General features: G+C 62.1%; 23 protein-coding genes. 9 read left to right on the top strand and 14 right to left on the bottom strand.

The window, feature by feature from the left end; genetic code table 11:
- The 4 genes from Q8M42_RS18580 to Q8M42_RS18565 all read left to right on the top strand — a co-directional run.
- Positions 1 to 271, top strand: a 271-nt coding sequence (locus tag Q8M42_RS18580) for an alanine:cation symporter family protein (RefSeq protein WP_304869869.1), incomplete at its 5' end; no start/stop codon positions are given.
- Positions 272 to 360: 89 nt separating this feature from the next.
- Positions 361 to 1,347 (top strand): asparaginase, encoded by a 987-nt coding sequence (locus Q8M42_RS18575; RefSeq protein WP_370692750.1) that lies wholly within the window; start codon positions 361 to 363, stop codon positions 1,345 to 1,347.
- A gap of 57 nt (positions 1,348 to 1,404) precedes the next feature.
- Entirely contained in the window at positions 1,405 to 1,860 is a 456-nt protein-coding gene (locus Q8M42_RS18570) for a GNAT family N-acetyltransferase (protein ID WP_304869867.1), read from the top strand.
- Between the two features lie 170 nt (positions 1,861 to 2,030).
- Positions 2,031 to 3,386 carry an 8-oxoguanine deaminase gene (locus Q8M42_RS18565; RefSeq protein WP_304869865.1) on the top strand — a complete coding sequence of 452 codons (1,356 nt, stop codon included), beginning with the start codon at positions 2,031 to 2,033 and terminating at the stop codon, positions 3,384 to 3,386.
- A gap of 86 nt (positions 3,387 to 3,472) precedes the next feature.
- Here the strand turns inward: Q8M42_RS18565 and Q8M42_RS18560 are convergent, their stop codons facing one another.
- Together Q8M42_RS18560 and Q8M42_RS18555 are read right to left on the bottom strand one after the other, a co-directional pair.
- Positions 3,473 to 3,877: a hypothetical protein gene (locus Q8M42_RS18560; RefSeq protein ID WP_304869863.1), complete on the bottom strand. Its 405-nt coding sequence runs from the start codon at positions 3,875 to 3,877 to the stop codon at positions 3,473 to 3,475.
- 74 nt (positions 3,878 to 3,951) lie between these two features.
- A complete protein-coding gene (locus Q8M42_RS18555; protein ID WP_275960132.1) occupies positions 3,952 to 5,013 on the bottom strand; it encodes a hypothetical protein in 1,062 nt (353 codons plus the stop codon).
- A gap of 243 nt (positions 5,014 to 5,256) precedes the next feature.
- Here Q8M42_RS18555 and Q8M42_RS18550 point away from each other — a divergent pair, with 243 nt between their 5' ends.
- The gene (locus Q8M42_RS18550; protein ID WP_304869860.1) at positions 5,257 to 5,769 is read left to right on the top strand and encodes a response regulator transcription factor; all 513 of its coding nucleotides are present in this window, start codon (positions 5,257 to 5,259) and stop codon (positions 5,767 to 5,769) included.
- Positions 5,770 to 5,827: 58 nt separating this feature from the next.
- Positions 5,828 to 6,178, top strand: a complete 351-nt coding sequence (locus Q8M42_RS18545) for a hypothetical protein (protein ID WP_304869858.1) — start codon at positions 5,828 to 5,830, stop codon at positions 6,176 to 6,178.
- A 30-nt stretch (positions 6,179 to 6,208) separates the two neighbouring features.
- Here Q8M42_RS18545 and glsB read toward each other — a convergent pair whose 3' ends face one another.
- From glsB to Q8M42_RS18515, 6 genes are all read right to left on the bottom strand, one after another.
- A complete protein-coding gene (glsB, locus tag Q8M42_RS18540) occupies positions 6,209 to 7,117 on the bottom strand; it encodes a glutaminase B (protein ID WP_304869856.1) in 909 nt (302 codons plus the stop codon).
- Between the two features lie 170 nt (positions 7,118 to 7,287).
- Positions 7,288 to 7,812 (bottom strand): transposase, encoded by a 525-nt coding sequence (locus Q8M42_RS18535; RefSeq protein WP_304869854.1) that lies wholly within the window; start codon positions 7,810 to 7,812, stop codon positions 7,288 to 7,290.
- A 226-nt stretch (positions 7,813 to 8,038) separates the two neighbouring features.
- Complete coding sequence (locus tag Q8M42_RS18530; RefSeq protein ID WP_304869853.1) at positions 8,039 to 8,341, bottom strand: transcriptional regulator; 303 nt, start codon at positions 8,339 to 8,341, stop codon at positions 8,039 to 8,041.
- A gap of 1 nt (position 8,342) precedes the next feature.
- Positions 8,343 to 9,284 carry a sodium-dependent bicarbonate transport family permease gene (locus tag Q8M42_RS18525; RefSeq protein WP_304869851.1) on the bottom strand — a complete coding sequence of 314 codons (942 nt, stop codon included), beginning with the start codon at positions 9,282 to 9,284 and terminating at the stop codon, positions 8,343 to 8,345.
- Positions 9,285 to 9,670: 386 nt separating this feature from the next.
- On the bottom strand, positions 9,671 to 11,479 hold the full coding sequence (gene oadA, locus Q8M42_RS18520; protein ID WP_304869849.1) for a sodium-extruding oxaloacetate decarboxylase subunit alpha: 1,809 nt from the start codon (positions 11,477 to 11,479) through the stop codon (positions 9,671 to 9,673).
- Positions 11,480 to 11,551: 72 nt separating this feature from the next.
- Entirely contained in the window at positions 11,552 to 12,970 is a 1,419-nt protein-coding gene (locus Q8M42_RS18515; protein ID WP_304869847.1) for an acetyl-CoA carboxylase biotin carboxylase subunit, read from the bottom strand.
- A gap of 189 nt (positions 12,971 to 13,159) precedes the next feature.
- Between Q8M42_RS18515 and Q8M42_RS18510 the strand changes: the two genes are divergently transcribed.
- Complete coding sequence (locus Q8M42_RS18510) at positions 13,160 to 14,140, top strand: LysR family transcriptional regulator (RefSeq protein WP_304869845.1); 981 nt, start codon at positions 13,160 to 13,162, stop codon at positions 14,138 to 14,140.
- Here Q8M42_RS18510 and Q8M42_RS18505 read toward each other — a convergent pair.
- Complete coding sequence (locus Q8M42_RS18505) at positions 14,106 to 14,576, bottom strand: hypothetical protein (protein ID WP_304869843.1); 471 nt, start codon at positions 14,574 to 14,576, stop codon at positions 14,106 to 14,108. The genes Q8M42_RS18510 and Q8M42_RS18505 overlap by 35 nt on opposite strands.
- Positions 14,577 to 14,908: 332 nt before the next feature.
- Here Q8M42_RS18505 and Q8M42_RS18500 point away from each other — a divergent pair, with 332 nt between their 5' ends.
- Entirely contained in the window at positions 14,909 to 17,098 is a 2,190-nt protein-coding gene (locus Q8M42_RS18500) for a M14 family zinc carboxypeptidase (protein WP_304869841.1), read from the top strand.
- 59 nt (positions 17,099 to 17,157) lie between these two features.
- Here Q8M42_RS18500 and Q8M42_RS18495 read toward each other — a convergent pair whose 3' ends face one another.
- Together Q8M42_RS18495 and hexR are read right to left on the bottom strand one after the other, a co-directional pair.
- Positions 17,158 to 17,385, bottom strand: coding sequence for a PA3496 family putative envelope integrity protein (locus Q8M42_RS18495; RefSeq protein WP_304869839.1), 228 nt, complete (start codon positions 17,383 to 17,385; stop codon positions 17,158 to 17,160).
- A 90-nt stretch (positions 17,386 to 17,475) separates the two neighbouring features.
- Complete coding sequence (gene hexR / locus Q8M42_RS18490) at positions 17,476 to 18,342, bottom strand: transcriptional regulator HexR (RefSeq protein ID WP_090250886.1); 867 nt, start codon at positions 18,340 to 18,342, stop codon at positions 17,476 to 17,478.
- A 123-nt stretch (positions 18,343 to 18,465) separates the two neighbouring features.
- Between hexR and zwf the strand changes: the two genes are divergently transcribed.
- Positions 18,466 to 19,953: a glucose-6-phosphate dehydrogenase gene (gene zwf / locus Q8M42_RS18485; protein ID WP_304869834.1), complete on the top strand. Its 1,488-nt coding sequence runs from the start codon at positions 18,466 to 18,468 to the stop codon at positions 19,951 to 19,953.
- Here the strand turns inward: zwf and Q8M42_RS18480 are convergent, their stop codons facing one another.
- The 3 genes from Q8M42_RS18480 to Q8M42_RS18470 all read right to left on the bottom strand — a co-directional run bounded on the left by Q8M42_RS18480 (position 19,954) and on the right by Q8M42_RS18470 (position 25,003).
- Positions 19,954 to 20,628: a hypothetical protein gene (locus Q8M42_RS18480; RefSeq protein WP_304869832.1), complete on the bottom strand. Its 675-nt coding sequence runs from the start codon at positions 20,626 to 20,628 to the stop codon at positions 19,954 to 19,956.
- Between the two features lie 150 nt (positions 20,629 to 20,778).
- Entirely contained in the window at positions 20,779 to 22,047 is a 1,269-nt protein-coding gene (locus tag Q8M42_RS18475; RefSeq protein ID WP_304869830.1) for an MFS transporter, read from the bottom strand.
- A 73-nt stretch (positions 22,048 to 22,120) separates the two neighbouring features.
- Positions 22,121 to 25,003, bottom strand: coding sequence for a bifunctional diguanylate cyclase/phosphodiesterase (locus Q8M42_RS18470; protein ID WP_304869828.1), 2,883 nt, complete (start codon positions 25,001 to 25,003; stop codon positions 22,121 to 22,123).
- Positions 25,004 to 25,113: the final 110 nt, after the last annotated feature.

Raw genomic sequence — 25,113 nt, 5'->3', positions numbered from 1 at the left:
GGTGCAGGATCTCGGTACGGTGTTCGCCTTTGCCGACGTGACCATGGGCCTGCTGGCCATCTGCAACCTGATTGCCCTGGTGCTGCTGTTCAAGGTCGGCCTGCGCCTGATGCGCGACTACGACAACCAGATCAAGGCCGGCGTGGAATCGCCGGTGTTCGATGCGAAGAACTTCGCTGACCTGGACCTCGACCCAGCCGCCTGGCCAAACGCGGCGCAGAACGCCCCGGCCAACCATGCGGAAATCGGCAACAGCGTGCATCAGCGTTAAGCTGTTGCAACCGCTGCATTAGCTGTAACAAACAGGGGGCTTGGCCCCCTGTTTTCTTATAAGAACAATGAAAGTACGGAGACCCCCTGATGGGTTGTGAAAAACTTCTGGTGCTCTACACCGGTGGCACCATCGGTATGCAAATGAGTGCCACGGGCCTGGCCCCGGCGTCCGGCTTCGATGAGCGTCTGCGCCGCCAGCAAGTGCTGGAAGCCCAGCCGTTGCCACAATGGACCTTCCGCGAGCTGCTGCCGCCCATCGACAGCGCCAATATGAACCAGAGCAACTGGCTGGCGATGGTCGCGGCGATTCGCGCCGGCATCGAGCAGGACGGCTGCGATGGCGTGCTGCTACTGCACGGCACCGACACCCTGGCCTACAGCGCCGCCGCCCTGAGCTTTCTGCTGCTGGGTTTGCCGGCACCGGTGATCCTCAGCGGCTCAATGCTGCCGGCCGGTGCCGAGGGCAGCGATGCCTGGGGCAACCTGTTCGGCGCCATGCGCGCGCTGCAGGCCGGTATAACCCCCGGCGTGCACCTGCATTTCAATGGTGCGCTGCTACATGGCGCGCGGGTCAGCAAGCTGCGCAGTGATGCCTTCGACGCCTTTCACGTGCTGCCGCGCCAGCGCCAGAGCCCGCGCGCCGAGAGCATCCCGGCCAGCATCGACTACCGCCGGCCGCGCCAGCCGGTCAACCTGGCCGTGCTGCCGTTTTACCCGGGCATCCAGGCAAGCCACCTGCGCGCCCTGCTCGGCAGCGGCGTGCAAGGCCTGCTGCTGGAATGCTACGGCAGCGGCACAGGCCCTGCGGACGACGGCGAACTGCTCGGCGTACTCAAGGCCGCGCATGAGCGTGGCGTGGTAATGGCCGCGATCAGCCAGTGCCCGCACGGCCATGTCGAATTCGGCGTGTATGCCGCCGGCAGTCAACTGGCCAGCGCTGGGCTGATTTCCGCCGGCGGCATGACCCGCGAAGCGGCGCTGGGCAAGCTGTTCGCCCTGCTCGGCGCGGGCCTGAGCCAGGCCGAAGTGGAACACTGGTTTGCCTTGGATGTCTGTGGTGAACGCGCCGATTGAAGGCTGGGCCCTTGCAGCTAGGCTGTAAGGGCTTTACCCCACCGAGGAGCCAGTGCCATGCCGATTCGCATTCCCGTAGAGATCCGTCCGGTCACCAGCGCCGACCATGCCGCCTGGCTGCCCCTGTGGCAGGGCTATCAACGCTTCTATATGACCGAGATTGCCGCCGCGACCAGCGACATCACCTGGCAGCGCTTCCTCGACCCCGCCGAGCCGATGCACGCCGCGCTGGCTTGGCATGACGGCCTGGCGATTGGCCTGGTGCACTGGATTTACCACCGCTCGACCTGGACGCCTGGCGACTACTGCTACCTGCAGGACCTGTTTATCGCCAAGGACATCCGCAGCAGCGGCGCCGGCCGTCAGCTGATCGAGCACGTCTACCGCGAGGCTGAGGCTCAAGGCTGTTCGCGCACCTACTGGCTGACCCACGAAAGCAACAGCAAGGCCATGCTGCTGTATGAGCGCCTCGCCGAGCGGTCAGGGTTTGTGCAGTACCGTAAAGTATTTTAACCCTCTGACCTTCTGGTCAGAAAATCCGTCCTGCACTCTTGCCGCAGGCAGATTACGGCGTTATCGTTTGCGCCACGCCCGGCCACCTGCGCCGGCCGCGCACCTGGATCAGCAGACAGGGTAAACACTGAGCTGGCTAACCTGAACCCAACTTCAGAGGAGCCAACTCAATGGCTGCTACACGTATCTGGATCAAAAACCCCCTCGCCATCTTTACCGCCAACACCCTCGACGCCGCCGGCGGGCTGGTGATCGAAGACGGTGTGATCAGCGAACTGCTCAAGGCCGGCCAACAGCCGAGCCAACCCTGCAATCGCACCTTCGATGCCCGCGAGCATGTGGTGCTGCCGGGCCTGATCAACACCCACCACCACTTCTACCAAACCCTGACCCGCGCCTGGGGCCCGGTGGTCAACCAGCCGTTGTTCCCCTGGCTGAAAACCCTGTATCCGGTCTGGGCGCGCCTGACCCCCGAGAAACTCGCCCTGGCCAGTAAAGTGGCCCTGGCCGAACTGCTGCTGTCCGGTTGCAGCACCGCGGCGGATCACCATTACCTGTTCCCTGGCGGCCTGGAAAACGCCATCGACGTGCAGGTCGAAGCGGTACGCGAGCTGGGCATGCGCGCCATGCTCACCCGTGGCTCGATGAGCCTGGGCGAAGCCGATGGCGGCCTGCCGCCGCAGCAGACCGTACAACAGGGTGAAGTGATCCTGGCCGACAGCCAACGGCTGATCCATGACTACCACCAGCGCGGCGATGGCGCCCAGGTGCAGATCGCCCTGGCGCCCTGCTCGCCGTTCTCGGTCACCCAGGAAATCATGCGCCAGAGCGCCGAGCTGGCCGAGGAGCTGGACGTGCGCCTGCACACCCACCTGGCGGAAACCCTCGACGAAGAAGACTTCTGCCTGCAGCGCTTCGGCCTGCGTACCGTGGATTACCTGGACAGCGTCGGCTGGCTCAGCTCGCGCACCTGGCTGGCCCACGGCATCCACTTCAACCCGGACGAGATTGCGCGCCTGGGCCAGGCCGGCACCGGGATCTGCCATTGCCCAAGCTCGAATATGCGCCTGGCCTCGGGCATCTGTCCGACCCTTGAGCTGGAAGCGGCGGGCGCACCGATCGGCCTCGGCGTGGATGGCTCGGCCTCCAACGATGCCTCGAACATGATCCTCGAAGCGCGCCAGGCCCTGTATATCCAGCGTCTGCGCTACGGCGCCGAGAAAATCACCCCGGAATTGGTACTGGGCTGGGCCAGCAAAGGCTCGGCCAAGCTGTTGGGGCGCAGCGATATCGGCGAGCTGGCGGTGGGCAAGCAAGCCGACATGGCCTTCTTCAAGCTGGATGAGCTGCGCTTCTCCGGCAGCCACGACCCGATTTCCGCGCTGCTGCTGTGCGGCGCCGACAAGGCCGACCGGATGATGATCGGTGGCCAGTGGCGGGTCATCGACGGGCAGATCGAAGGCCTGGATGTGGCCAAGCTGATCGCCGATCACCGCCAAGCAGCCAAGGAGCTGATCGCCGGCTAAAACGCCGACTATTCCACCGCGCTGCCAGGTGCCAAATGCCAGGCAATAAAAGACCGGCCCTAGAGCCGGTCTTTTTATCGCGCAGATCAGTGCCACATGCCCTTGATCTGACTCAACGTCAGGCCATTGATCAGGCAGTGGTTGGGGTTACCGCGCAGTGGGTCCTTGACCACATGGCCACCGAAGTTGATCACGGTGGTGGTGTTGCCGCTCATATAAGCGCCCCAGACGCGGGTGGTATCCGTGGCCACCAGGGCGGCAGCCGTCTGGCTGCCGCTGCTGGCACACAGGACAGAAACACCCTCCAGGCGACCATTGCTGTCCTGGTCCTCTTTGTCGTAGTTGGCGCTCGTATTAGCGGCGCCGCCGCGCACGATCAGCACACCCTTGGCAACGTCTTCGGCCTGCGCCGGCGATACGCTGCCCGCGCACAGCGCGGCAAGCAGGATGCAGGCGGCAATATTTTTGTGGCTATTGAGGAAATTTTGCATGGTTGCTGCCCTCCATGGGCTAAGCGAGTCAATTAATGCTGGGACCTGGACGCCTGCCCTGGCCCCAGCCGATGTCACATCGCGATATCGTTGGCGTGGGTCTGACCCGGCCAGACGCCGGTCATCTCGATCTCGCGCTGGCCGGTCAGCCACTGGCCAAGCGGGTTCGGCCACTTGAAGCTGTACTTGTCGCTGTTGATCACACCTTTGAAGCTGATCTCGGCGGCGATGTTGGTGGCACTCAGCGGGATATTGCCGATGGTCTTGGACAGGCCACCGCTCAACGAGAACGACTCGTGCTGCGGCCCTTGTGGGGTGTCGTAGCTCAGCTTGATATCGGTGATATAGGTGCAGCCCGGTTTGTTGTTGAACAGGATCTGCAGCGCACCCAGGCGGGTAATCCAGTTGGGGATCAGCAGGCTGCCGTCGTAAGAGGCGAAGGTGTAAGCAATCGGCACCGAGCCATTGGCCAGGCTATTCGGGGTGGTGGGCCAAAGATGCTGGTCGATCTGCTTGGTCTCCTTGGAGGAGACATACGAGCCTTTGCCATTGGCGCCGGCCAGCATGTCCTGCACAGCACCGGCCGAACCGCTGATGGAAAAGGACGAGCTGTTGTCCTGAGAGCCGATATTCAGGCCGCTGTTGGCGTAGATCACGCTGGTGACCACACCGAAACCCTGAGCGATATTGCCGCTGCTACCCATGCTCACTGCGGACGCCTGCTGGGCCATCCAGCTCAGGGTTTCCGGCTTGCTCAGCACGGTGAGGTCACTGATAAAGCTCTCGCTGGAAATGCCGAACTCCGAGGCCATCGAGCCGACATTGGCGAACTCCCAGGTGATTTCCGTGCCGGCGGTGATTTTGGTGCCGCTCTCCGGATCAGTGGCCGAACCATCCAGGTTGACGTTGGCCTGGCTGCGTTTGACGTTGCTGGAAGAAAGCTTCCACTGGTTAGGCACACCACGGCTGCTGATGGCGATGCCCGGCGTGGCTTCCTGCACCAGGGTGAAATCCCCGCTATCCGGAGAAACAATACCGACGGCACCGACCTTGAACTTGGGGTCGAGGGTCCAATTGCCCCAGTAAGCAGGACGGCCGGCGCGCAGAAGATCGGTAAACGTACGATTCCAATTCATGACTGTAATCCTTGCAGTTATCTAAATGGAGTGCACCGCAACTCATGCCGCGGCACGTACGCCGAATAAGGCAACTCGTTTGCAGCCCTGATGAGCCCCATGGAGTTAGTCGACGATTAAACTCTGGCGACTAACCGGATAACTGGATATTGGGCAAATTCGGTATATCTGGGGAAGTATTTCCATCTCGCTTTGTTACTTGGCAAGCGCTAACTTCCAATCCTCTCTGCCGCATCAGCAAGGATGGGTAATGTGCTTACGTCACGCGAGCTTCAGGCCCTATCACTTATCGCCCGCGGCTGCACAGATCGGGATATATCTGCACTATTGTGCGTATCTATAAGTACCGCCAGGAAGCATCGAGAAAACTTGCACAGCAAACTTTCACTGAATAAATCTGCGCAATTGGCTATTTATTATCTGGAAACTTTATCGACACTTGAAACAACTAACAAAGTACCACTACAGAGCGGCAAATTAAGTGAGCGAGAGTTACAGATCGTGCAGTTGTTTGCCCAAGGATTGAGCGATAAGGAAGTTGCCCGCCGACTTGGCATCAGCGACCTGACCGTGCGCAAGCACCGCAGCAATATGCAAGGCAAGCTTGCCGCTCCGAATATCTGCGGATTGCTCTATGAGGCGGTGGCAAACGGTTGGCTGGCGCTACCGCTGAGAGCGCCCGCGAAAACGGACAACGCAGCTGATCGGGCAACGGCCGCAGCAGTTGGACAAGGTCACGGCCGGCTGCTTAGTTGATATTCAGGCCGCTGCTAACGGGGCGGTCTTTGCCCGCCGCCCTGCCTGGAGCTACTGCATGAACAGACTACCCACCCTCATTGCCCTATTAACTGCCAGCGGTATGGCCCACGCTGCCAATCTGCCGGCATTCGAGGTCACCTGCCCGTCCGACCTCAGCGTGCGCGCCGAGGCCGGCGGCCCGGTCTATGTCAACGACAAGCCGCTCGTTCTGCACAAGCTCAGCGAGCAGTTCTTCGAGGCCAAGGGTGAAGGCGTGACCTTGTCCATCAGCCTGAATGCCGCCGGCGCGCCGACGGTCTCCTACACCGGTAAACAGGGTGCCAACGGCATCTGTGAAAAGACCGAGAAAGCGCCGCAGGAAGAGGCACCTGCAACCGACGAATCAGCGGAGCCAATGGCCGACTGATCCGTCATAGGCGCGATAGGCGCGGCGCCGTCAGAACACCGACCAGCCAATCCGCTCGCTCAGCAGTTCCAGTGCCTTGATCCCGGCCAGGGAGTTGCCGGCGGCGTTCAGCTCCGGCGACCACACGCACACGCTGAACCGTCCCGGTACCACGGCGACGATACCGCCGCCGACGCCGCTCTTGCCCGGCAAGCCGACGCGGTAGGCAAAGTTGCCCGCCTCGTCATACAGGCCGCTGGTGGCCATGATCGCGTTGACCTGCTTGCTCTGCCGCGCGCTGAGAATCTGCGCGCCGCTGTGTTTGCAGAAGCCGTCGTTGGCCAGAAAGCAGAACGCCCGCGCCAGATCGACGCAGCTCATACGCAGCGCGCAGTAGCTGAAATAGCTGCGCAGCACCGCCTCTACATCGTTATGGAAATTGCCGAAAGACTGCATCAGGTAAGCCGCCGCCGCGTTACGCGCCCGGTGCTGGTATTCCGACTCAGCCACGTGCCGGTCCACAACCACCTCGGGATTACCGGCCAAACGTCGCACAAAGTCGCGCATCGACAGCACCGGCGCGGCAAAGCGCGACTGGTTGATATCGCAGATCACCAGGGCACCGGCGTTGATAAACGGATTGCGCGGGCGGCCACGCTCGAACTCCAGCTGCACCAGCGAATTGAACGGTTGGCCAGACGGCTCGTGGCCCAGGCGCTGCCAGATATCCTCACCGGAATGCTCAATCGCCTGCACCAGGCTGAACACCTTGGAAATGCTCTGCACGGAGAACGCCGTATCGGCATCACCGGCGCAGTACAGCTCGCCGTCGTTGCTGTACACCGCAATGCCCAGCTGGTTGGCCGGCACATCGGCCAGCGCCGGGATGTAATCGGCCACCTTGCCCTGGCCGATCAGCGGACGGACTTGATCCAGAATTTCATTCAACAGCGCTTGCATGCTTAGGCTCGCCACAAGGTCCGAGCGCGCCTCGGACAATGGCAGATAGACGCTTGCCCGACGGCGCTGATCACACCCCGCGCCAATCAATCCCGGACTGCGCTCACGCTTGTTCGGGCTACATCGTCCGCTGTAGCCCGGATAAGCCTTGGCGCAATCCGGGAGGTGGCTCAACCGTCACCGGCCAGCTCAAGCCCTTCACCGCCAGCCCAATCGCCGGACAATAGACCTTGGCGCACATAGCGATGGAAGCTGGAATAAGGCCAGTCCACTGCCCGCGACACATGCCCATGCTTGACCGAATTGAAGTGGATGTAATCGATATGGGCCGCAAGATCGCGCTCATCACGGATCGTATGCTCCCAGAAGCGCGCCTGCCAGATCCCCGCATCACCCCGTACCCCCGACCGGATGGGTTCGCCAGCAGCACGTAAAGCCTTGACGAATAGCATTTTGAAATCACGCAAACGAGCCGAGTAGTTGGTATCCGTCTCGGGCAATTGCAACAACAGATGCACGTGGTCGGGCATAACCACCACGGCCGATAACGTAAATGGCCGCCGCCGCTTCACTTGGCGCAAAGCGTCACGCAGCAAATCAATATGCCTTACCAGCAGATCGCTACGCCGATCCTTCAAGGTCAACGTGAAGAAATAGGTGCCACCCGCCACGCGCATCCGCCGGTAATTGACCATGCCAACCTCCTTGTTGGTTATGCCCCGGACTGCGCTAAATGCTTGTTCGGGTTACTCCTCGCCGTAGCCCAGATAAGCCTTGGCGCAATCCGGGAAGCGCCACACTGACAAGCCAGATGAGTGCGCGCTGGCATCACCCACAATCCCGGACTGCGCTAGCGCTTGTTCGGGCTACTCATCACCGTAGCCCGGATAAGCCTTGGCGCAATCCGGGGGGCGGTTGCCGCTAGAATTTTTCCGCGCGCAGCACTTCAACCTGGGCCAGGTAGCAGACCATGGCAAAGTTGGCGTAGTAGCGCGCCTGCAGATGGCCGGCGATGCGCTCGGCGATATCACGGGTGCAGATGATCTCCACGCGAATATTGCCTTCGGTGTCCCAACCGGCGCTGCGCACGCCGCGACCACCCCGGCCACGGGCATCGGAGATGGTCCAGCCCGGCGCTCCGAGCTGCTCCAGATCAGCCACCAGCTTTTTCTCCAGCGCGGCTTCGCAGATCACGGTAAGCAGGGTGCGGATATGTGCGTCCATTTCAGAGCCCCCAGGCCAGCAGCTGTTCGGCCAGCATCAGGTATAACGGAATGCCGACGATGATATTGAAGGGAAAGGTGATGCCCAGCGACGCCGTCAGCGACAGCGACGGATTCGCCTCGGGCAATGCCAGGCGCAAGGCCGCCGGCACGGCGATATAAGACGCCGACGCCGCCAGTGTGGCCAACACCGCTGTACCGCCCAGGCTCAGCCCCATAAAGCGACCAAGCAAGGCGCCGATCAGTGCGCCCAGCAGCGGCATCAGCAGGGCAAAACCGAGCAGACGCAGGCCGAACTGCCGGAGCGAGCCGAGCTGACCGGAGGCGATCAGGCCCATCTCCAGCAGGAACAGCGCCAGCACCGGCTTGAACATGCTGGTGTAGAACGGCTCCAGCGGTTTGATCGCCTCCTTGCCGGCAATCGCACCGATGATCAGGCCACCGAGCAGCAGCATGATGCTCTTGCCGAGAAAGATTTCCCGACCCAGCTCGCCCCAGTCAGTGTCGCGGGCAATACCCTTGGCCAGCAGGATACCGACCAGAATCGCCGGGATTTCCAGAATGGCGACAAACAGCGGCATATAGCTCTCAAACTCGATGCCCTTGGCCAACATATAGGCCACCACCACGGCAAAGGTACCGGCACTGACCGAGCCATAGTGCGCTGCTACCGCCGCCGCGTTGACCCGGTCGAACCCCAGGCCGCGCAGCACACCGAAGGCCAGCAGCGGCAGCGCCACACCCAGGCCCAGCACCCAGGCCGCCTGGCCGAGCAACTGCCAACTGGCTTGCTCGGCCAGCTCCACGCCGCCGTGCAGCCCAATGGCCAGCAGCAGAATGATCGACAGCGTTTCATACAGCGCGGGCGGCAGTTTCAACTCGCTTTTCAGCAAACCCGCCAACAGGCCGAAGACAAAGAACAGCACCACCGGATCCAGACTCACCGCGCATTGCTCCCGTATTGAACTGCTATTAAGACGCCCACCGCGCCACCACCTGCTCGAATAAAAGGTCATGCCCCCACCACGCGTTGTGCTGATACCCGCAGTTTTGCCCAGTCTCCTGCTGAGAACAGCAGAACCCTGCACAGCGGGGCATAACCGAAAAAAAGGAGCCATAGGCTCCCAGGGGACTCAGGCAACAAGTACCTAGGCAACGTCTGCTGCGCGTCGGCCCTGCTGCGTTGAAAGCAGGCTCTAGCTCGCGAGACTTGCCCAGGCACTTGGCCTAAAAACCCATGCTGGCGCGAAAATGAGCCGCGCCGGCGGTGTAAAAAGAAGCCCCAAAAAAACCATTCAAATGCCTGTTCAAACAGCCGGGGCTTCCGAGGTTAACCTTCGATTTCCACCAGTACATCGCCCGGATTGACCCGGTCGCCCTTGGCCACATGCACCGCCGTCACGGTGCCGGCAATCGGTGCCTGCACTTCGGTTTCCATCTTCATTGCTTCGCTGATCAGCACTGCCTGACCGGCCTTGACCGTGTCGCCAACCTTAACCAGCACATCGACGATATTGCCCGGCATGCTGGTACTGACATCGCCCGGCGCGCTGGCTTGCTTGCGCTTACCGCTGGCGCCCGCGACGAAATCATTCAGCGGCTCGAACACCACTTCTTCCGGCATGCCGTCGATGGACAGATAGAAGTGGCGCTTGCCATCGCTCTTCACGCCAACACCGGTAATGTCGACGCGGTAGCTTTCGCCGTGCACATCCACCACAAACTCGGTCGGCACGCCTTCACCACCAGCCGGGGCCATGCCGCCGGCTTCCGGGATTGGCAGCAGCACTTCCGGGGTCAAGGTGCCGGCGGCACGCTCTTCAAGGAACTTGCGCCCGATATCCGGGAACATGGCGTAAGTCAGCACGTCTTCTTCACACGAAGCCAGGCTGCCAATCTCCTCACGCAGCTTGGCCATTTCCGGCTTGATCAGATCAGCCGGGCGCACTTCGATGACGTCTTCGCTGCCAATCGCCTGCTTGCGCAGCTGTTCGTTGACCTTGCCCGGCGCCAGGCCGTAGCGGCCTTGCAGGTAGAGCTTCACCTCATTGGTGATGGTCTTGTAGCGCTCGCCAGCCAGCACGTTGAACACCGCCTGAGTGCCGACAATCTGCGAGGTCGGCGTAACCAGCGGCGGGAAGCCGAGGTCTTCACGCACCCGCGGGATTTCCGCGAACACTTCGTTGATGCGGTTCAGCGCGCCCTGCTCTTTGAGCTGGTTGGCCAGGTTGGACATCATCCCGCCCGGCACCTGGTTGACCTGCACGCGGGTGTCCACGGCAGTGAATTCGCTTTCGAACTGGTGGTACTTCTTGCGCACCGCGTGGAAGTACAGACCGATCTCCTGGATCAACGCCAGGTCGAGGCCGGTGTCGTATTCACTGCCCTTGAGCGCGGCGACCATCGACTCGGTGCCGGGGTGGCTGGTGCCCCAGGCGAAGCTGGAGATGGCGGTGTCGATATGGTCGGCACCGGCTTCAATCGCCTTGAGCTGGCACATCGAGCCCATGCCGGCGGTGTCGTGGCTGTGGATAAACACCGGCAGGTCGACTTCCGCCTTCAATGCCTTGACCAGATCAGCCGTGGCATAGGGCGTCAGCAGGCCGGCCATGTCCTTGATCGCTATAGAGTCGATGCCCATGGCCTGCATGGCCTTGGCCTGCTTCACGAAGGCCTCGACGGTGTGCACCGGGCTGGTGGTGTAGGCGATGGTGCCCTGGGCATGTTTGCCAGCGGCCTTCACCGCCTCGATGGACACGCGCAGGTTTCGCACATCGTTCATCGCATCGAAGATGCGGAACACGTCGATGCCATTGACCGCCGCCTTGGCCACAAAGGCGCGCACCACGTCGTCGCTGTAGTGGCGATAACCGAGCAGGTTCTGCCCGCGCAGCAACATCTGCAGGCGGGTGTTGGGCAAGCCGGCCTTGAGTTTGCGCAGACGCTCCCAGGGGTCTTCCTTGAGGAAGCGCACGCAGGCATCGAAGGTCGCGCCGCCCCAGACTTCCAGCGACCAGTAGCCGACCTGATCGAGCTTGGCGCAGATCGGCAGCATGTCGTCCAGGCGCATGCGCGTGGCGATGATCGACTGGTGGGCATCGCGCAGGATGGTATCGGTGACGGTGATCTTCTTGCTCATGTTCTCTGCTCTCCTGTAGCCCGGATGCAATCCGGGGCCGCAGTTCCCGGATTACATCCGGGCTACGATTCGTTAAAGGCCGGCGTGGGCAGCAATGGCGGTGGCAATGGCGATGGCCAGGTGCGACGGGTTGCGCTTGATCGAGTACTCGGTCAGCTCCGGGTGCGCCTCGACAAAACTGGTGTTGAACTGACCGCTGCGAAACTCCGGGTTACGCAGAATTTCCTGGTAATAGGCGGCGGTGGTTTTCACCCCCTGCACGCGCATGTCATCCAGGGCGCGCAGGCCACGGGCCAGGGCTTCTTCCCAGGTCAGCGCCCAGACCACCAGCTTCAGGCACATGGAGTCGTAGTACGGCGGAATGGTGTAGCCGGTGTAGATCGCCGTGTCGGTGCGCACGCCGGGGCCGCCGGGGGCGTAGTAGCGGGTGATCTTGCCGAATGAGGGCAGGAAGTTGTTCTTCGGGTCTTCGGCGTTGATACGGAACTGCAGGGCATAACCACGGTGGATGATGTCTTCCTGCTTGACCGACAGTTCCAGGCCGGAGGCGATGCGGATCTGCTCGCGGACGATGTCGATACCGGTGATTTCTTCGGTGATGGTGTGCTCCACCTGCACCCGGGTGTTCATCTCCATAAAGTACAGCTCGCCATCCTCGGCCAGCAGAAACTCCACGGTGCCGGCGTTCTCATAACCGACGGCCTTGGCCGCGCGCACCGACAGGTCGCCGATATAGGCACGCTGCTCTGGCGTCAGCTGCGGGCTGGGGGCGATCTCGATCAGTTTCTGGTTACGCCGCTGGATCGAGCAGTCGCGCTCGAACAGGTGCACGGTGTTGCCGAAGCTGTCGGCGAGAACCTGCGCCTCGATATGCTTGGGATTGACGATGCATTTTTCCAGAAACACTTCGGCGCGGCCGAACGCCTTGGTCGCCTCGGAGATCACCCGTGGGTAGGCCTGCTCCAGCTCATCGCGGCTGTTGCAGCGGCGGATACCGCGACCGCCACCGCCGTTGGTGGCCTTGAGCATCACCGGGTAACCGATACGGTCACCTTCACTCAAGGCTTCGGCCATATCCGCCACGTTGCCTTCGGTGCCAGGGGTGCAAGGCACGCCGGCGGCGATCATGCTGCGCCGCGCCTCGGTCTTGTCGCCCATGCGGCGGATCACTTCCGCGCTTGGACCGATGAATTTGATCCCACGTTCGGCGCAGATATCTGCCAGCTCAGCGTTCTCGGAGAGAAAGCCATAACCGGGATGCAGCGCATCGCAACCGGTTTCCACCGCCAGGTTGACCAGCTTGCGTGGGTTCAGATAACCGGCCAGCGGATCGGCACCAATGCCGTGGGCTTCGTCCGCACGTTTGACGTGCAACGCATGGCGATCAGCATCGGAATAGACCGCCACCGAACGAATGCCCATTTCGGCACAGGCTCGCACGATGCGTACGGCTATCTCGCCGCGGTTGGCTATCAGAATTTTCTTGATCACGAGCCAGCATCCTCGATCACGTGAGCAGGCAACCGACAAAACCGGTCGACGTATGACCGCAGCAGCAATCGCGGTCAGGCACTCACGCTACGCCGGCTTGGTGATTAACCAAAATCAATAATTATTGGGCTAGGTATTAGCTAAAGCTTATAGTTAAGCCTGATCGACTCCACCACACAGGTGACAACCGTGCGTAAGTCTTTGCTGCGTATGACATTTCGTCAGATTCAGGTGTTTCGCTCGGTGTGCAGCCATCTCTCCTACAGCCGCGCCGCCGAGGAGATGTCGCTGACCCAGCCGGCAGTCAGCCTGCAGATTCGCCAGCTGGAAGAACTGATCGGCCAGCCGCTGTTCGATTACGTCGGCAAAAAGCTCTACCTGACCGAGGCCGCCGAAGCCCTGCTACGCGCCAGCGCGGATATTTTCGGCCGCCTGGAAAGCCTCGATATGCAGCTGGCTGACCTGCAAGGCTCGCTGCAGGGGCAACTGAGCCTGGCCATAGAGTCCAGCGCCAAGTACTTCGTTCCGCACCTGTTCGCCGCTTTTCGCCAGCAATACCCGGAAGTCAACTTACAGCTGGTGGTGACCAACCACAGCCAGGCACTCAGACGCCTGAACGCCAACCGCGATGACCTGCTGATCATGTCGCGGGTGCCCACCGACATGAATCTGGAGTTTCTGCCCTTCCTTAATAACCCGATCATCGCCGTGGCGCCGCCCGATCACCCGCTGTGCACGCAAGACCAATTGAGCCTGCAGGACCTCACCGCATTCCCGCTGCTGATCCGCGAAGCCGGCTCCGGCACGCGCCAGGCCTGCGAGGAGTATTGCCACCAGAAGCGCGCGCACTTCGCCCAGACGCTGGAGGTCGGCTCCATGGAAGGCCAATGCGAAGGGGTCATCGCCGGCCTCGGCCTGGCTCTAGTGCCGCGCCACGCGGTGCGCCGCGAACTGGAATGCGGCGCCTTGCGCGAACTGCCGGTGGCCGAGCTGCCGCTGCTGCGCAGCTGGTGCCTGGTGCACCCGCGCAGCAAATACCTGTCACCAGTGGCGCAGGCGTTTTTCGCCTTCGTGCGCGATCAACGCAGCCTGATCAACGCCCTCGCCGAGCGCTTTGCCGCCCCCAGCGGCGACGCTACTCCCAGGCATATAACCAGCCCACCGCACTGACCCGACCCGCGCTGAAGGCCAGCAGCAGCTGATCATGCTGGCCACGCCAGTGATAACTCCACAGCAGCGGCCCCGGGCTACCTTGCCAATCCGTGCGGCGCTGCCAGTCGGCGTAGTCCGCCTGATCGACCGTGACCTTGGCATCCGGCTCGCCCAGCAGCGCCAGCACCGCCGATGTATCGCTATGCGCAGCCAGCACCTCGGCGGCCAGCCCCTGCATCAGTTGATGCTTACGGCCCTGCCAGGCATCCAGATCCTGCTGCCACTCGCCACCAGCAAAATGCCCCTTGGCCTGACGCAGTTGCGTCCACTCGGCCGCCATCGCATGCGGTTTATCTGCACCGACCTGCTGCTCAGCCCCACCTGAAGCACAGCCCACAGCCAGCCCGAGGGTCAGCAGCAACATACCCATGCGCAACCCGTTGACCCCTTGCATACATCCCTCCTTACGCGGTTCCCATACGTAGCCAGTAGCCATCATTTAAGTCGGCAATGAGTCGGCTATATGTCGTGAAAATACGAAAAACGACAGCGATCTACGAAGAAATTGACAGGCTGTAAAGCGCCTTCTAAGTTCCTTTGCACTCTTGTACCAGATCGGCCTGCCTTCCATAACAAGATGTATTCAGAGGCATGCAGTAGCGCCAACGCATTCGGCATCAAGAGCTTCCACTGCCAAACATCCCTCGCCCTCCACAAGGGGGCAAAAAACACACCGTTCCTTACCGGGGACGGATAAACAATAAGTGAAGGATAGGAATCTCAAGAATGAGAAAGCGGAAGTTAACCCTCGCCATCAGTGCCAGCATCACCGCGCTTTGCATGCTCAACACGGTTCAGGCACAGGCCCACCCTCAAGAAGACTTTATGCTGCTGGAGCAGGAAAAAGCCGCCAACCAGGTGTACAAGGCGTTTTTCCCCAACGAAGACCTTGCCCGTAAAGCAGCCATCAGCTTCCACGGCCAGTTGCTGGAATCGCACTATGAGCAGGGCTACCTGATCATGGAACTGACCGAGGAAGAACAGAAAAAACTCGCGGTCTTCGGCTTTACCTTCGCACCGGCCAGCGAGTTTATTGCCAAGCGCAATGAAGTCCTCACGCTGATCCAGAATCGCCTGCAACAGCGCAGCCTGCAAAGCGCAACGGCGATGAGCGATGCAAGCCTGGCCAGCATCCCCGGCTACGCCTGCTATGAAACCCTGGAGAGTACCTACAGCGTGGCCAGCGGCATGGCCAGCCAGTTTCCTGGTATTGCCGAATGGCTGCTGGTTGGCCAGTCCTGGGAAAAGCTCAATGGCCAAGGTGGGCACGACATCGGCGTGCTCAAGCTGACCAACAAAGCCATAACCGGCAATAAACCCAAGCTGTTTATTAACAGCGCCATCCATGCGCGCGAATACACCACCGCGCCGCTGGTGCTGGATTTCGCCCGCTGGCTGGTCAACGGCTACGGCACCGATGCCGACGCCACCTGGATTCTCGATCACCACGAGGTCCATCTGATGCTGCAAACCAACCCGGACGGCCGCAAGAAAGCCGAAACCGGCCTGTCCTGGCGCAAGAACGCCAACCAGAACTACTGCGGCGCCAACAGCAACAGCCGCGGTGCCGACCTCAACCGCAACTTCACGTTCGGCTGGAACAGCACCAACGGCCAAGGTTCCAGCGGCAGTGCCTGCAATGACACCTACCGCGGCCCCAGCGCCGGCTCCGAACCGGAAATCCAGACCCTGGAAGCTTATGTGCGCAGCCTCTGGCCGGATCGTCGCGGCCCCGGCAAGAATGATGCGGCGCCAAGCGATACCAGCGGCATCCACCTGGATATTCACAGTTACAGCGAACTGGTGCTGTGGCCGTGGGGCGATACCAGCCAGGCGGCGCCCAATGGCAGCGCACTGCAAACCCTGGGGCGCAAGTTCGCCCTGTTCAATGGCTATACGCCGCAGCAGTCCATCGGCCTCTACCCGACTGACGGCACCAGTGATGGCATCAGCTATGGCGAGCTGGGTGTCGCCGCCTACACCTTCGAGTTGGGCACGCAGTTCTTCCAGACTTGCACGGTCTACCAGAACACCATCAAACCGAAGAACCTGCCCGCGCTGATCTACGCGGCCAAGGTGGTGCGTACGCCCTACGTCACGCCCGGCGGCCCGGATATCAGCAGCCTGGCGCTGAGCGGCAATGCCTCCAGCGGCGTGCCGGCAGGTACCCTGGTGACGTTGAGCGCCACCGCGAGTGACCTGGGTTTCAGCACCCGCAATGGCACCGAGCCCACGCAGAACGTCACCGCTGCCGAGTACTACATCGACAAGGCGCCTTGGGAATCGGGCGCTCAGGCGATGCCTCTGCAACCCCTGGACGGCAGCTTCAACGGCAAGACCGAAGGCCTGACCGGCAGCATCGCCACCACCGGACTGCAGCCGGGCAAGCACACCGTGTATGTCCGCGCGCGGGATGCGTCCGGCACCTGGGGTGCGGTTTCGGCGGCATTTCTGGTAATCGGCAGCGGCACACCGCAGCCGAACTACTGTAGCGCAGCCAGCGGTAACGCCAACGATGAGTGGATCAGCCAGGTCAGCTTCGGCAGCTTCACCCGCAGCTCCGGCGCCAGCACCTACAGCGACTTCACTGAAGCGCGCATTGGCCAGGTGGTGAACCTGCAGCGGGGCAGCAACAGCCTGCGCCTGTCGCCGCAGTTTGCCGGCTCGGCTTATAACGAGTACTGGAAGGTCTGGATCGACCTGAACAAGGACGGCGATTTCACCGACGCGGGTGAAGAGCTGTTCACTTCTGCGCGCGCGCTCAGCACGGTGGTGAATGGCAATCTGGTGATCCCCGCAGGTGCCGCTACCGGGAAAACCCGCCTGCGCGTGGCCATGCGCTACAACACCGCGCCCGTGCCATGTGGCACCTTCAATTACGGTGAAGTGGAGGATTACACCGTCAATATCGAGTAAGGCCTAGCAGCCTGGAGCCGCCTTATACGGCTCCAGGCTTGCTACCCACCGGTACGTATTCAGCGCGCCGTCGCGGTCGCGTCTTTCTTAGACCCCGCCTGCAGACTGTGCAGGTAGCTGGTCGCGATCAACTCCGGAAAATCGATCAACTCATGCTGCAGCTGACGCTGCTCGGCATAGCTTTCAATCGCGCGGCGGTATTCCATGCGGCGCTGGTCCAGCAGCTTGCGCCGGGCCTTGGCGTCGCTGCTTTCGTGAGACTGCGGTTTATCCAGATAGCCAGACATAGGGTGCAACTCCCAAGCTGAATAAGGGGAGTACCAGCATCGACCCTGGATATGACGCTTTGATGGCCACGCGATAACGTGGCGATGAAATCAGTCTTCGACGGTTTTATGCGACTTCGGCGACAGCCGCAGGCTGCGCAGACTGCGCTTGACGCTCTTGAGGTGGTTAACCAGGCCTGGGCCGCGGGCCATGGCCACACCCATGGCGAGTACATCGATCACCACCAGGTGAGCGATACGCGAGGTCAGCGGGGTGTAGATTTCGGTGTCTTCCTGCACGTCGATGGCCAGGTTGACCGTGGCCAGATCAGCCAGCGGCGTCTGGCTCGGGCACAGGGTGATCAGCGTCGCGCCGGTTTCACGTACCAGGTTGGCGGTGATCAGCAAATCCTTGGAGCGCCCGGACTGCGAGATGCAGATCGCCACATCGGTGGGTTTCAACGTCACCGCACTCATCGCCTGCATGTGCGGGTCGGAATAGGCGGCGGCGGTGAGCAGCAAACGAAAAAATTTGTGCTGAGCATCCGCCGCCACCGCGCCGGACGCACCAAAACCATAGAACTCCACACGCTGGGCATTGGCGATGGCGGCAATGGCCTGCTGCAGGGCCTGGGTATCGAGCTTCTCGCGCACCTCAATCAGGGTGTGCAGGGTGGTGTCGAAGATCTTCAGGCTGAAGTCCGCCACCGAATCGTCTTCATGGATGGCGAACTGGCCGAAACTGGCGCCGGCAGCCAGGCTCTGCGCCAGCTTGAGCTTGAGGTCCTGAAAACCGGTGCAGCCAATCGCCCGACAGAAACGCACGATGGTCGGCTCGCTGATGCCGACGCTGTGCGCCAGCTCAGCCATGGAGCTGTGCATGACCGAGGCCGGATCAAGCAGAACATGGTCGGCGACCTTGAGTTCCGATTTGCGGAGGAGATGACGCGACTGGGCAATGTGCTGCAACAGGTTCACAGGTTTAGGCTCGGCATTGGGCTAACGATTTCATCAAGCAACCTATCAAGCACGCCGCATTGGAGTCATGACTCGGTTATGATCGGCGTAAGACGGGTTGTAGTGGTCTTGTAGTTATACTACATGGCCGCCGCCGCCGCACTGCTAAACCGAGTCGGAGTTCCCACCTTGAGCATTCCCTGCGACATGCTGGTGTTTGGCGGCACCGGCGATCTGGCCCTGCATAAACTGCTGCCAGCGCTCTACCACCTGCATCGCGCCGGCCGCCTGCATGGCGACACACGCATCCTCGCCCTGGCCCGCAGCGCCCATAGCCGCACAGCCTTTCAGGCACTGGCCGAACGCCATTGCCGCGCTCAAGTGGCGCGTAACGACTTCGACAACGACACCTGGGCCAGCTTCGCCGCGCGCCTCGACTACTTCGCCATGGATGCCAGCCAGAGCGCCGACTTCGGCCGCCTGGGCAAGCGCCTGGGCGAAGACCATGAGCGCGTGCGCATCTACTACCTGGCCACCGCACCGGATCTGTTCGAGGACATCGCCTCACACCTGAAGATTGCCAGTCTGGCCGGTCCCAAGGCGCGCATCGTGCTGGAAAAACCCATCGGCCATTCGCTGCAGTCGGCGCAGGCGATCAATGCCGCGATTGGCGCCGTGTTCGATGAGTCGCGGGTGTTCCGCATCGATCACTACCTGGGCAAGGAAACAGTGCAGAACCTGATGGCACTGCGCTTTGCCAACGCGCTGTTCGAGCCGATCTGGCGCGCCGGGCATATCGACCACGTGCAGATCAGCGTGTGCGAAACCCTCGGCGTGGAAAATCGTGGTGCCTACTACGAAAAAGCCGGCGCCATGCGCGACATGATCCAGAACCACCTGCTGCAGTTGCTCTGCCTGGTGGCCATGGAAGCACCGGTGCGCTTTGACGCCGAAGCGGTGCGCAACGAGAAGGTGAAGATCCTCGAGGCGCTGAAGCCCATCACCGGCCTCGACGTGCAGGACAAGACCGTGCGCGGCCAATACACCGCCGGCAAGATCGGCGGCCAGGAAGTGCCCGCCTACTACTTCGAGAAGAACGTCGACAACGACAGCGACACCGAAACCTTTGTCGCCGTGCAGGCCGAAATCGACAACTGGCGCTGGGCCGGCGTGCCGTTCTACCTGCGCACCGGCAAACGCCTGGGGCACAAAACCTCGGAAATTCTGATCCAGTTCAAGCCGGTGCCGCACCAGCTGTTCGGCGGCGGCGAAGCCAACCGCCTGCTGATCCGCCTGCAGCCGGAAGAACGCATTAGCCTGCAACTGATGGGCAAGAGCCCCGGCAAGGGCATGCACCTGCAGCCGGTGGAGCTCGACCTCAACCTGGCCGACGCCTTTCACAAACAGCGCCGCTGGGACGCCTACGAACGCCTGCTGCTGGATGTGATCGAAGGTGACTCAACCCTGTTTATGCGCCGCGACGAAGTCGAAGCGGCCTGGAACTGGGTCGACCCGATCATCAAGGGCTGGCACCAGCACTACCAGAGCCCGCGCCCCTACCCGGCCGGCAGCGACGGCCCCGAGCAGGCCAGCAACCTGCTGGAGCGCCACGAGCGGCAGTGGATGGAATAGCTAAGCCCACTGCTGCTCAAAAACCTGCAGCACGGCTTCCGGTAGCTGCTTGCGCAAGCCATCACCACTGATCAACAGCAGTAACGGCAGTAGTTTGCGCAGGGTTACCGGTTGCAGCCCTGCGCAGACATCCGCCTGCCGCGCCAGTGACAAGCCACCCAGCACCTGGGCGGCCACCGGCAGATTGCGATCCAGCACCGCCGCTTCGGTCAGTTTGCACAGGTAGCCGGTGGAGAAACTGCGCAGGCTCTCGCTGATCAGCGGCATATCGACGATATGCCGGGCAATCTGCAGCACATGGTCGACATCATTAATGCCGTAGATCAGCACCTTGATCTGTTTGGCCGACAGGCACTCGGCATACAGCGCCGCCGTAGCAAAGGCACCATCGGCGCAGAGCTGGCGCGCCACCTCCAGATGCAGGCTATCCGGCAGGCTCAGGTAGGTGTCGAGGATCAAGCGCGGGTCGAGGTGCGTGGTCACCGCAGCAGCAAACTCGATGGGCATGGCCATGATCAGTTCACGCAACTGCCCCGGCGGCATATGCGGCGCCAGCAACGCGGCCTTCTCGGCCCCCAGTTGCTGCACCAGCCCCAGCTTGACGCTCAACGGGGCCATGGCCTGGGACGCCAACAACAGGCGCAGGCCGACACTCAGGCTCGCGGGTTTACGCATACGCACCTCGATTCAATCCGGACAGGCCCGCAGGATTGCCCGCGCGAGGCGCAAAGGCAGCCATCTTTGATCCGGTTGAGCGCTGGCCGGGCAATCATCGCCCGGCACAGGTGGGAATAGAGGAAACACCCCTGAATAAAAGCAGGCGACTTATGCCGCGCTGGCCGTCGGCCGTTCGCCGCGCCAGAAGTACAGCAACACGACAGGCAGTGCCAGCAGCCCCAACACACCGGCGCTGATAAACAGCGTGGCAAAGCCCAGCTGCTCGGCCAGCCAGCCGCTGGTGGCGCCTACCAGCCCAGCCAGCAACAGTTGCACACTGGCCTGCAGGGTAAAGTCGGCGCCCTCATGCTCGGGCCGACACTGGCGCATCATCACCGCGAACAGCGCCACCGTGGACATGCCATCGGCGGTCTGCTCGAACAACGCCACCAGATAGACCAGACCGATGCTGCCACCGGCATTTACCAGCACAGCCATGGCCGCGATTCCGCATGCCTGCAACAGACCGAACAGCAACAGCGCCCGCAGCGCGCCGATACGCGCATACAACAGGCCGCCGAGAAACGCGCCGGCGATGCCGGCCAGGCTGCTGATAAGGGTCAGTTGCCCCAACTCAGCATTGCTCCAGCCCTGATCCACCTGCATCGGCTTGATCATCGGCGAACCCAGCGCATCACCCAGCTTGAAGCTCAGCAACACCGCCAGCCAGAACAGCATACCGGGCTGCAGCAACAGGCCACGGTAATGTCGCAGCAACAGTCCAGGCCCGGCCGGTTCCGCCTGCGCCGGCTGAAATGGCAGCTCGCGCCGCTCGTTAAAGCGCCAGATCGGCAGCGTCATCAGCACCAGTAGCACAGCCACCAGCGCCAGACTCAGGTGCCAGCCCAGGGTATCCATCGCCAGTAGCAGACCACTGCCGCTAACCAGCATACCGACCTTGTAGCCGCCCACCTGCAGGCTATTGCCCAGCCCGCGCCAGCGCTCGGGCAACAGGCGTACGGCCAGGCCGTCGGTGGCAATGTCCTGGGTCGAGGCCGCTAGATTGACCAGCAGCAACAAACCGATCAGCAAGAGGAAGTGACTGTCGAATAGCCGCTCGGGACTCATCAGCGCCAGTGTGGCAATCACCGTAATGACGCCAAGCTGCAACGGCAGAATCCAGCCACGGTGATGGCCTAGCCGCAGCGAAGCCAGCCGGTCCACCCACGGCGCCCAAAGCACCTTGAGCAGCCAGGGCAAGGCCAGCAACTTGAGCAAACCGATCAACGCCAGATCAACGCCGTGCTGACGCAGCAACACCGGCAGCGAATGCGCCATTAGCCCCGAGGGCAAACCCTGGGCGCAATACAGCGAGGCCAACAGGATAACGGTGGCATTGGCCGGGCGCGCTGCGGCGGCAGAAGAAGTGGGCTGCATGGAGCATCCTGCAATCAGCGAAAGCGCGACAGTAGCGGCCAGGCAGGCGGCAGACAAGCCACCTGCCTGGCGATTAGAACTTGTCGCCCTGCTCGCGCAGCAACTGGGCGAACTGCTCGGCCGGTACCGGTTTGCTGATCAGGTAGCCCTGGATTTCATCGCAGCGCTGGCTCTTGAGGAAGTCCATCTGCGCCTGGGTTTCCACGCCCTCGGCGACCACCTTGAGTTCCAGGCTGTGGGCCATGGCGATGATTGCGCGGGTGATCGCGGCGTCTTCGCTGCCGGGGGTCAGGTCGCGGATAAAGGTCTGGTCGATCTTCACGTAATCCACCGGGAAGCGCTTGAGGTAGCTGAGCGAGGAATAGCCGGTGCCGAAGTCGTCGATTGCCAGTTTGACCCCCAGCTCACGCAGTTGCTGGAAGGTGCTGATCACGCTTTCGACGTTATCCAGCAGCTGGCTTTCGGTCAGCTCCAGTTCAAGGAACTGTGCGGCCAGGCCGGTTTCATCGAGCACCTGGCGCACCAGGCTAAGCAGGTTGCCCTGGCGCAGCTGATGCACCGAGAGATTCACCGATACGCGAATCTGCGCCAGCCCCTGCACCTGCCAGGCGCGCGCCTGCAGGCAGGCCTGACGCAGGACGAACTCGCCGATGGCGCCGATCAGCCCGGTTTCTTCGGCCAGGCCGATAAAGTCGCTCGGCGGCACCAGGCCCAGTTCCGGGTGGCGCCAGCGCACCAGCGCCTCGGCGGCGTTGAGGCTGTCGTCGGCCAGGCACAGTTTGGGCTGGTAGAACACTTCCAACTGGCCTTCGTTGATGCCTTTGCGCAGCTGATTTTCCAGTTGCAGGCGCTCCAGGGTGCAGGCCTGCAGGTTGTCGGTGAAGAACTGGAAGGTGTTGCCACCCAGGTGCTTGGCATGTTGCATGGCCATATTGGCCTGGCTGACCAGGGCGGAGATTTCCCGCGCGTTGTCGGGCAGCAGGCTGATGCCCAGAGACGCACTGACCACCAGTTCATGCCCGCCCACGGTCATCGGCACGCGCAGTTTGCTGAGCAAGCGGCTGGCCAGCCGCGCCAGGCTGGAGAGACTGCCGTAGGAATCAATCAGGATGGCGAATTCGTCACCGGACAGGCGCGCCAGGGTATCGGCCTCAGGCACCGCTTGAGTCAGACGGCGACTGACCTGGCGCAGCAGCTGGTCGGCCACTTCATGGCCGAGGCTGTCGTTGAGCAATTTGAAGCGGTCCAGGTCGACATGCAGCAGGGCGATGCTGCGCCCGCCCTGCCGTGCGCGCTGGCTGGCCTCATGCAGGCGCTCCTTGAACAGGCTGCGGTTGGCCAGGCCGGTCAGCTCGTCGTAATGCGACAGGTAGCGTAAACGCTCTTCGGCCTCGCGCCGCGACGACAGATCGGCGAAGAAGCCGACGATATGGCTGACGCTGCCCCGCGCATCGCGCACCACATTGAGCTGCAGCCACTGCGGGTACAGCTCGCCGTTCTTGCGCGTTTCGATCAGCTCGCCGCGCCAGGTGCCACTGTTTTCCAGCTCCAGGCGGATCATCTGGTACTGCCGACGGCTGTCGCCACTGCTGATCAGGCTGATCACGCTTTTGCCGACCACTTCGTCCTGGCGATAACCGGTCACGTCGCTGAAGGCCTGGTTGACCGACAGCAGGCGATAGTCGGGGTCGAGGATCACGATGCCTTCGCTGGCCGCCTCGAACACCGTGGCGGCCAGCTGTTGCTGCTGTTCCTGCACCTTGCGCGCGCTGATATCGCGACGGGTGCCGAGCATGCGCAGCACGCGGCCCTCGGCGTCGCGCTCGACCGCACGGCCACGGTCTTCGATCCACACCCAGTGGCCGGCCGCGTGCTTGATGCGGTATTCGACCTGATAGTCGTCGCTGCGCCCCTTCATATGCTCGACCAGCGCGCGGCGCAGCACCGGCAGATCATCCGGGTGCAGGCGCGGCTTGAGGTCGCGCAGCATCACCTGCACGGCCTGCGGCTCCAGGCCGAAGATTTCCTTGAGCCGCGAGTGATGCACTTCATCGCTCTGCAGGTCCCAGTCCCACAGCCCCAGCTCGCTGGCTTCGATGGCCAGGGTCAGGCGCGCGCGGCTCTTGCTCAGGGCATAGGTGGTTTCGTCCAGCTCCAGGGTGCGCTCGGCCACGCGCATTTCCAGCTCGCCATGGGCCAGACGCAATTCGCGCTCGGCACGGCGACGCTGCTCCACCTCATGTGCCAGCTCGCCATTCAGGCCTTCGGCCTGCAGCTTGGCGTGCTCCAGGTTGCTGATCAGCGCCTGGTTATGAAAACGCTGCAGCAGGCTGCGCTGCACCAGCCGATTGACCTGCCAGGCCACCACCAACAGGGCCAGCAACAGAATGCTGCCAAGCAGGCCCCAACCCTGTTGCAGCCGGTTATCGCTGAGCAGCAGATAACCGACCGAGGGCAGCAGGCAGGGCAAGGCAAAACTGAGGAAGGCGGTAAAGCTGATGGCATAGGCCACGCTGGCCGAGAGAATTGCTGCGGCAATCAGGCCATAAACCAGCGCTTGCAGGTAGAACACATCCGCCGGCACCAGGGCGATGGCGGCAAACGCCAGGGTCAACCCGGAAGCGCCCGCGCCGAACAGAAACAGCCGGCGCCAGTGGCGTTCGGCCTGACGGCTGGGCAAGGCCTTATTGAAGGCGCGCACCTGCACCAGACGCAGCACGGCGAGGATCACCAGCCAGATCGCCCAGCTGACCAGCAACGCATGTGGCAGTGCGCCCCACAACAGGAAGGCACACACCACGCCGCTGAGCAGCATAAACAGGGTCGGCACCTGCGAGCCCTGATAGAGCATGCGGGTGCGTTCGGCGGCGATATCGGTGGCAAACAGCTGAGCCACTTCCCGCCCGGAAGTCGGCTTGAAGCCATTGGCGCCAGCGGATGAAGTCGATGCGGTCATAGGCGATTTTCTTATAGTGGTTGCCTAAACGTCGGCGCAGCATACGCGAGCTAGACGCTTCGCCCAAGCCAGACGTGCGCTAATTCACAGTACAAATACCCAACTTTCGA

Source organism: Pseudomonas sp., from assembly GCF_030684895.1.
In the GTDB taxonomy this organism is placed as follows: Bacteria; Pseudomonadota; Gammaproteobacteria; order Pseudomonadales; family Pseudomonadaceae; genus Aquipseudomonas.
The sequence above is the reverse complement of the archived record's forward strand: the minus strand, read 5'-3'. Positions and strand labels throughout refer to the sequence as shown.

Bases quoted from the DNA above. Each gene is read 5' to 3' on its own strand.
- Q8M42_RS18575 (WP_370692750.1), top strand. From the start codon at position 361: ATGGGTTGTGAAAAACTTCTGGTGCTCTACACCGGTGGCACCATCGGT.
- Q8M42_RS18570 (WP_304869867.1), top strand. From the start codon at position 1,405: ATGCCGATTCGCATTCCCGTAGAGATCCGTCCGGTCACCAGCGCCGAC.
- Q8M42_RS18565 (WP_304869865.1), top strand. From the start codon at position 2,031: ATGGCTGCTACACGTATCTGGATCAAAAACCCCCTCGCCATCTTTACC.
- Q8M42_RS18560 (WP_304869863.1), bottom strand. From the start codon at position 3,877: ATGCAAAATTTCCTCAATAGCCACAAAAATATTGCCGCCTGCATCCTG.
- Q8M42_RS18555 (WP_275960132.1), bottom strand. From the start codon at position 5,013: ATGAATTGGAATCGTACGTTTACCGATCTTCTGCGCGCCGGCCGTCCT.
- Q8M42_RS18550 (WP_304869860.1), top strand. From the start codon at position 5,257: ATGGGTAATGTGCTTACGTCACGCGAGCTTCAGGCCCTATCACTTATC.
- Q8M42_RS18545 (WP_304869858.1), top strand. From the start codon at position 5,828: ATGAACAGACTACCCACCCTCATTGCCCTATTAACTGCCAGCGGTATG.
- glsB (WP_304869856.1), bottom strand. From the start codon at position 7,117: ATGCAAGCGCTGTTGAATGAAATTCTGGATCAAGTCCGTCCGCTGATC.
- Q8M42_RS18535 (WP_304869854.1), bottom strand. From the start codon at position 7,812: ATGGTCAATTACCGGCGGATGCGCGTGGCGGGTGGCACCTATTTCTTC.
- Q8M42_RS18530 (WP_304869853.1), bottom strand. From the start codon at position 8,341: ATGGACGCACATATCCGCACCCTGCTTACCGTGATCTGCGAAGCCGCG.
- oadA (WP_304869849.1), bottom strand. From the start codon at position 11,479: ATGAGCAAGAAGATCACCGTCACCGATACCATCCTGCGCGATGCCCAC.
- Q8M42_RS18505 (WP_304869843.1), bottom strand. From the start codon at position 14,576: ATGCAAGGGGTCAACGGGTTGCGCATGGGTATGTTGCTGCTGACCCTC.
- Q8M42_RS18500 (WP_304869841.1), top strand. From the start codon at position 14,909: ATGAGAAAGCGGAAGTTAACCCTCGCCATCAGTGCCAGCATCACCGCG.
- Q8M42_RS18495 (WP_304869839.1), bottom strand. From the start codon at position 17,385: ATGTCTGGCTATCTGGATAAACCGCAGTCTCACGAAAGCAGCGACGCC.
- zwf (WP_304869834.1), top strand. From the start codon at position 18,466: ATGGCCGCCGCCGCCGCACTGCTAAACCGAGTCGGAGTTCCCACCTTG.
- Q8M42_RS18480 (WP_304869832.1), bottom strand. From the start codon at position 20,628: ATGCGTAAACCCGCGAGCCTGAGTGTCGGCCTGCGCCTGTTGTTGGCG.
- Q8M42_RS18475 (WP_304869830.1), bottom strand. From the start codon at position 22,047: ATGCAGCCCACTTCTTCTGCCGCCGCAGCGCGCCCGGCCAATGCCACC.
- Q8M42_RS18470 (WP_304869828.1), bottom strand. From the start codon at position 25,003: ATGACCGCATCGACTTCATCCGCTGGCGCCAATGGCTTCAAGCCGACT.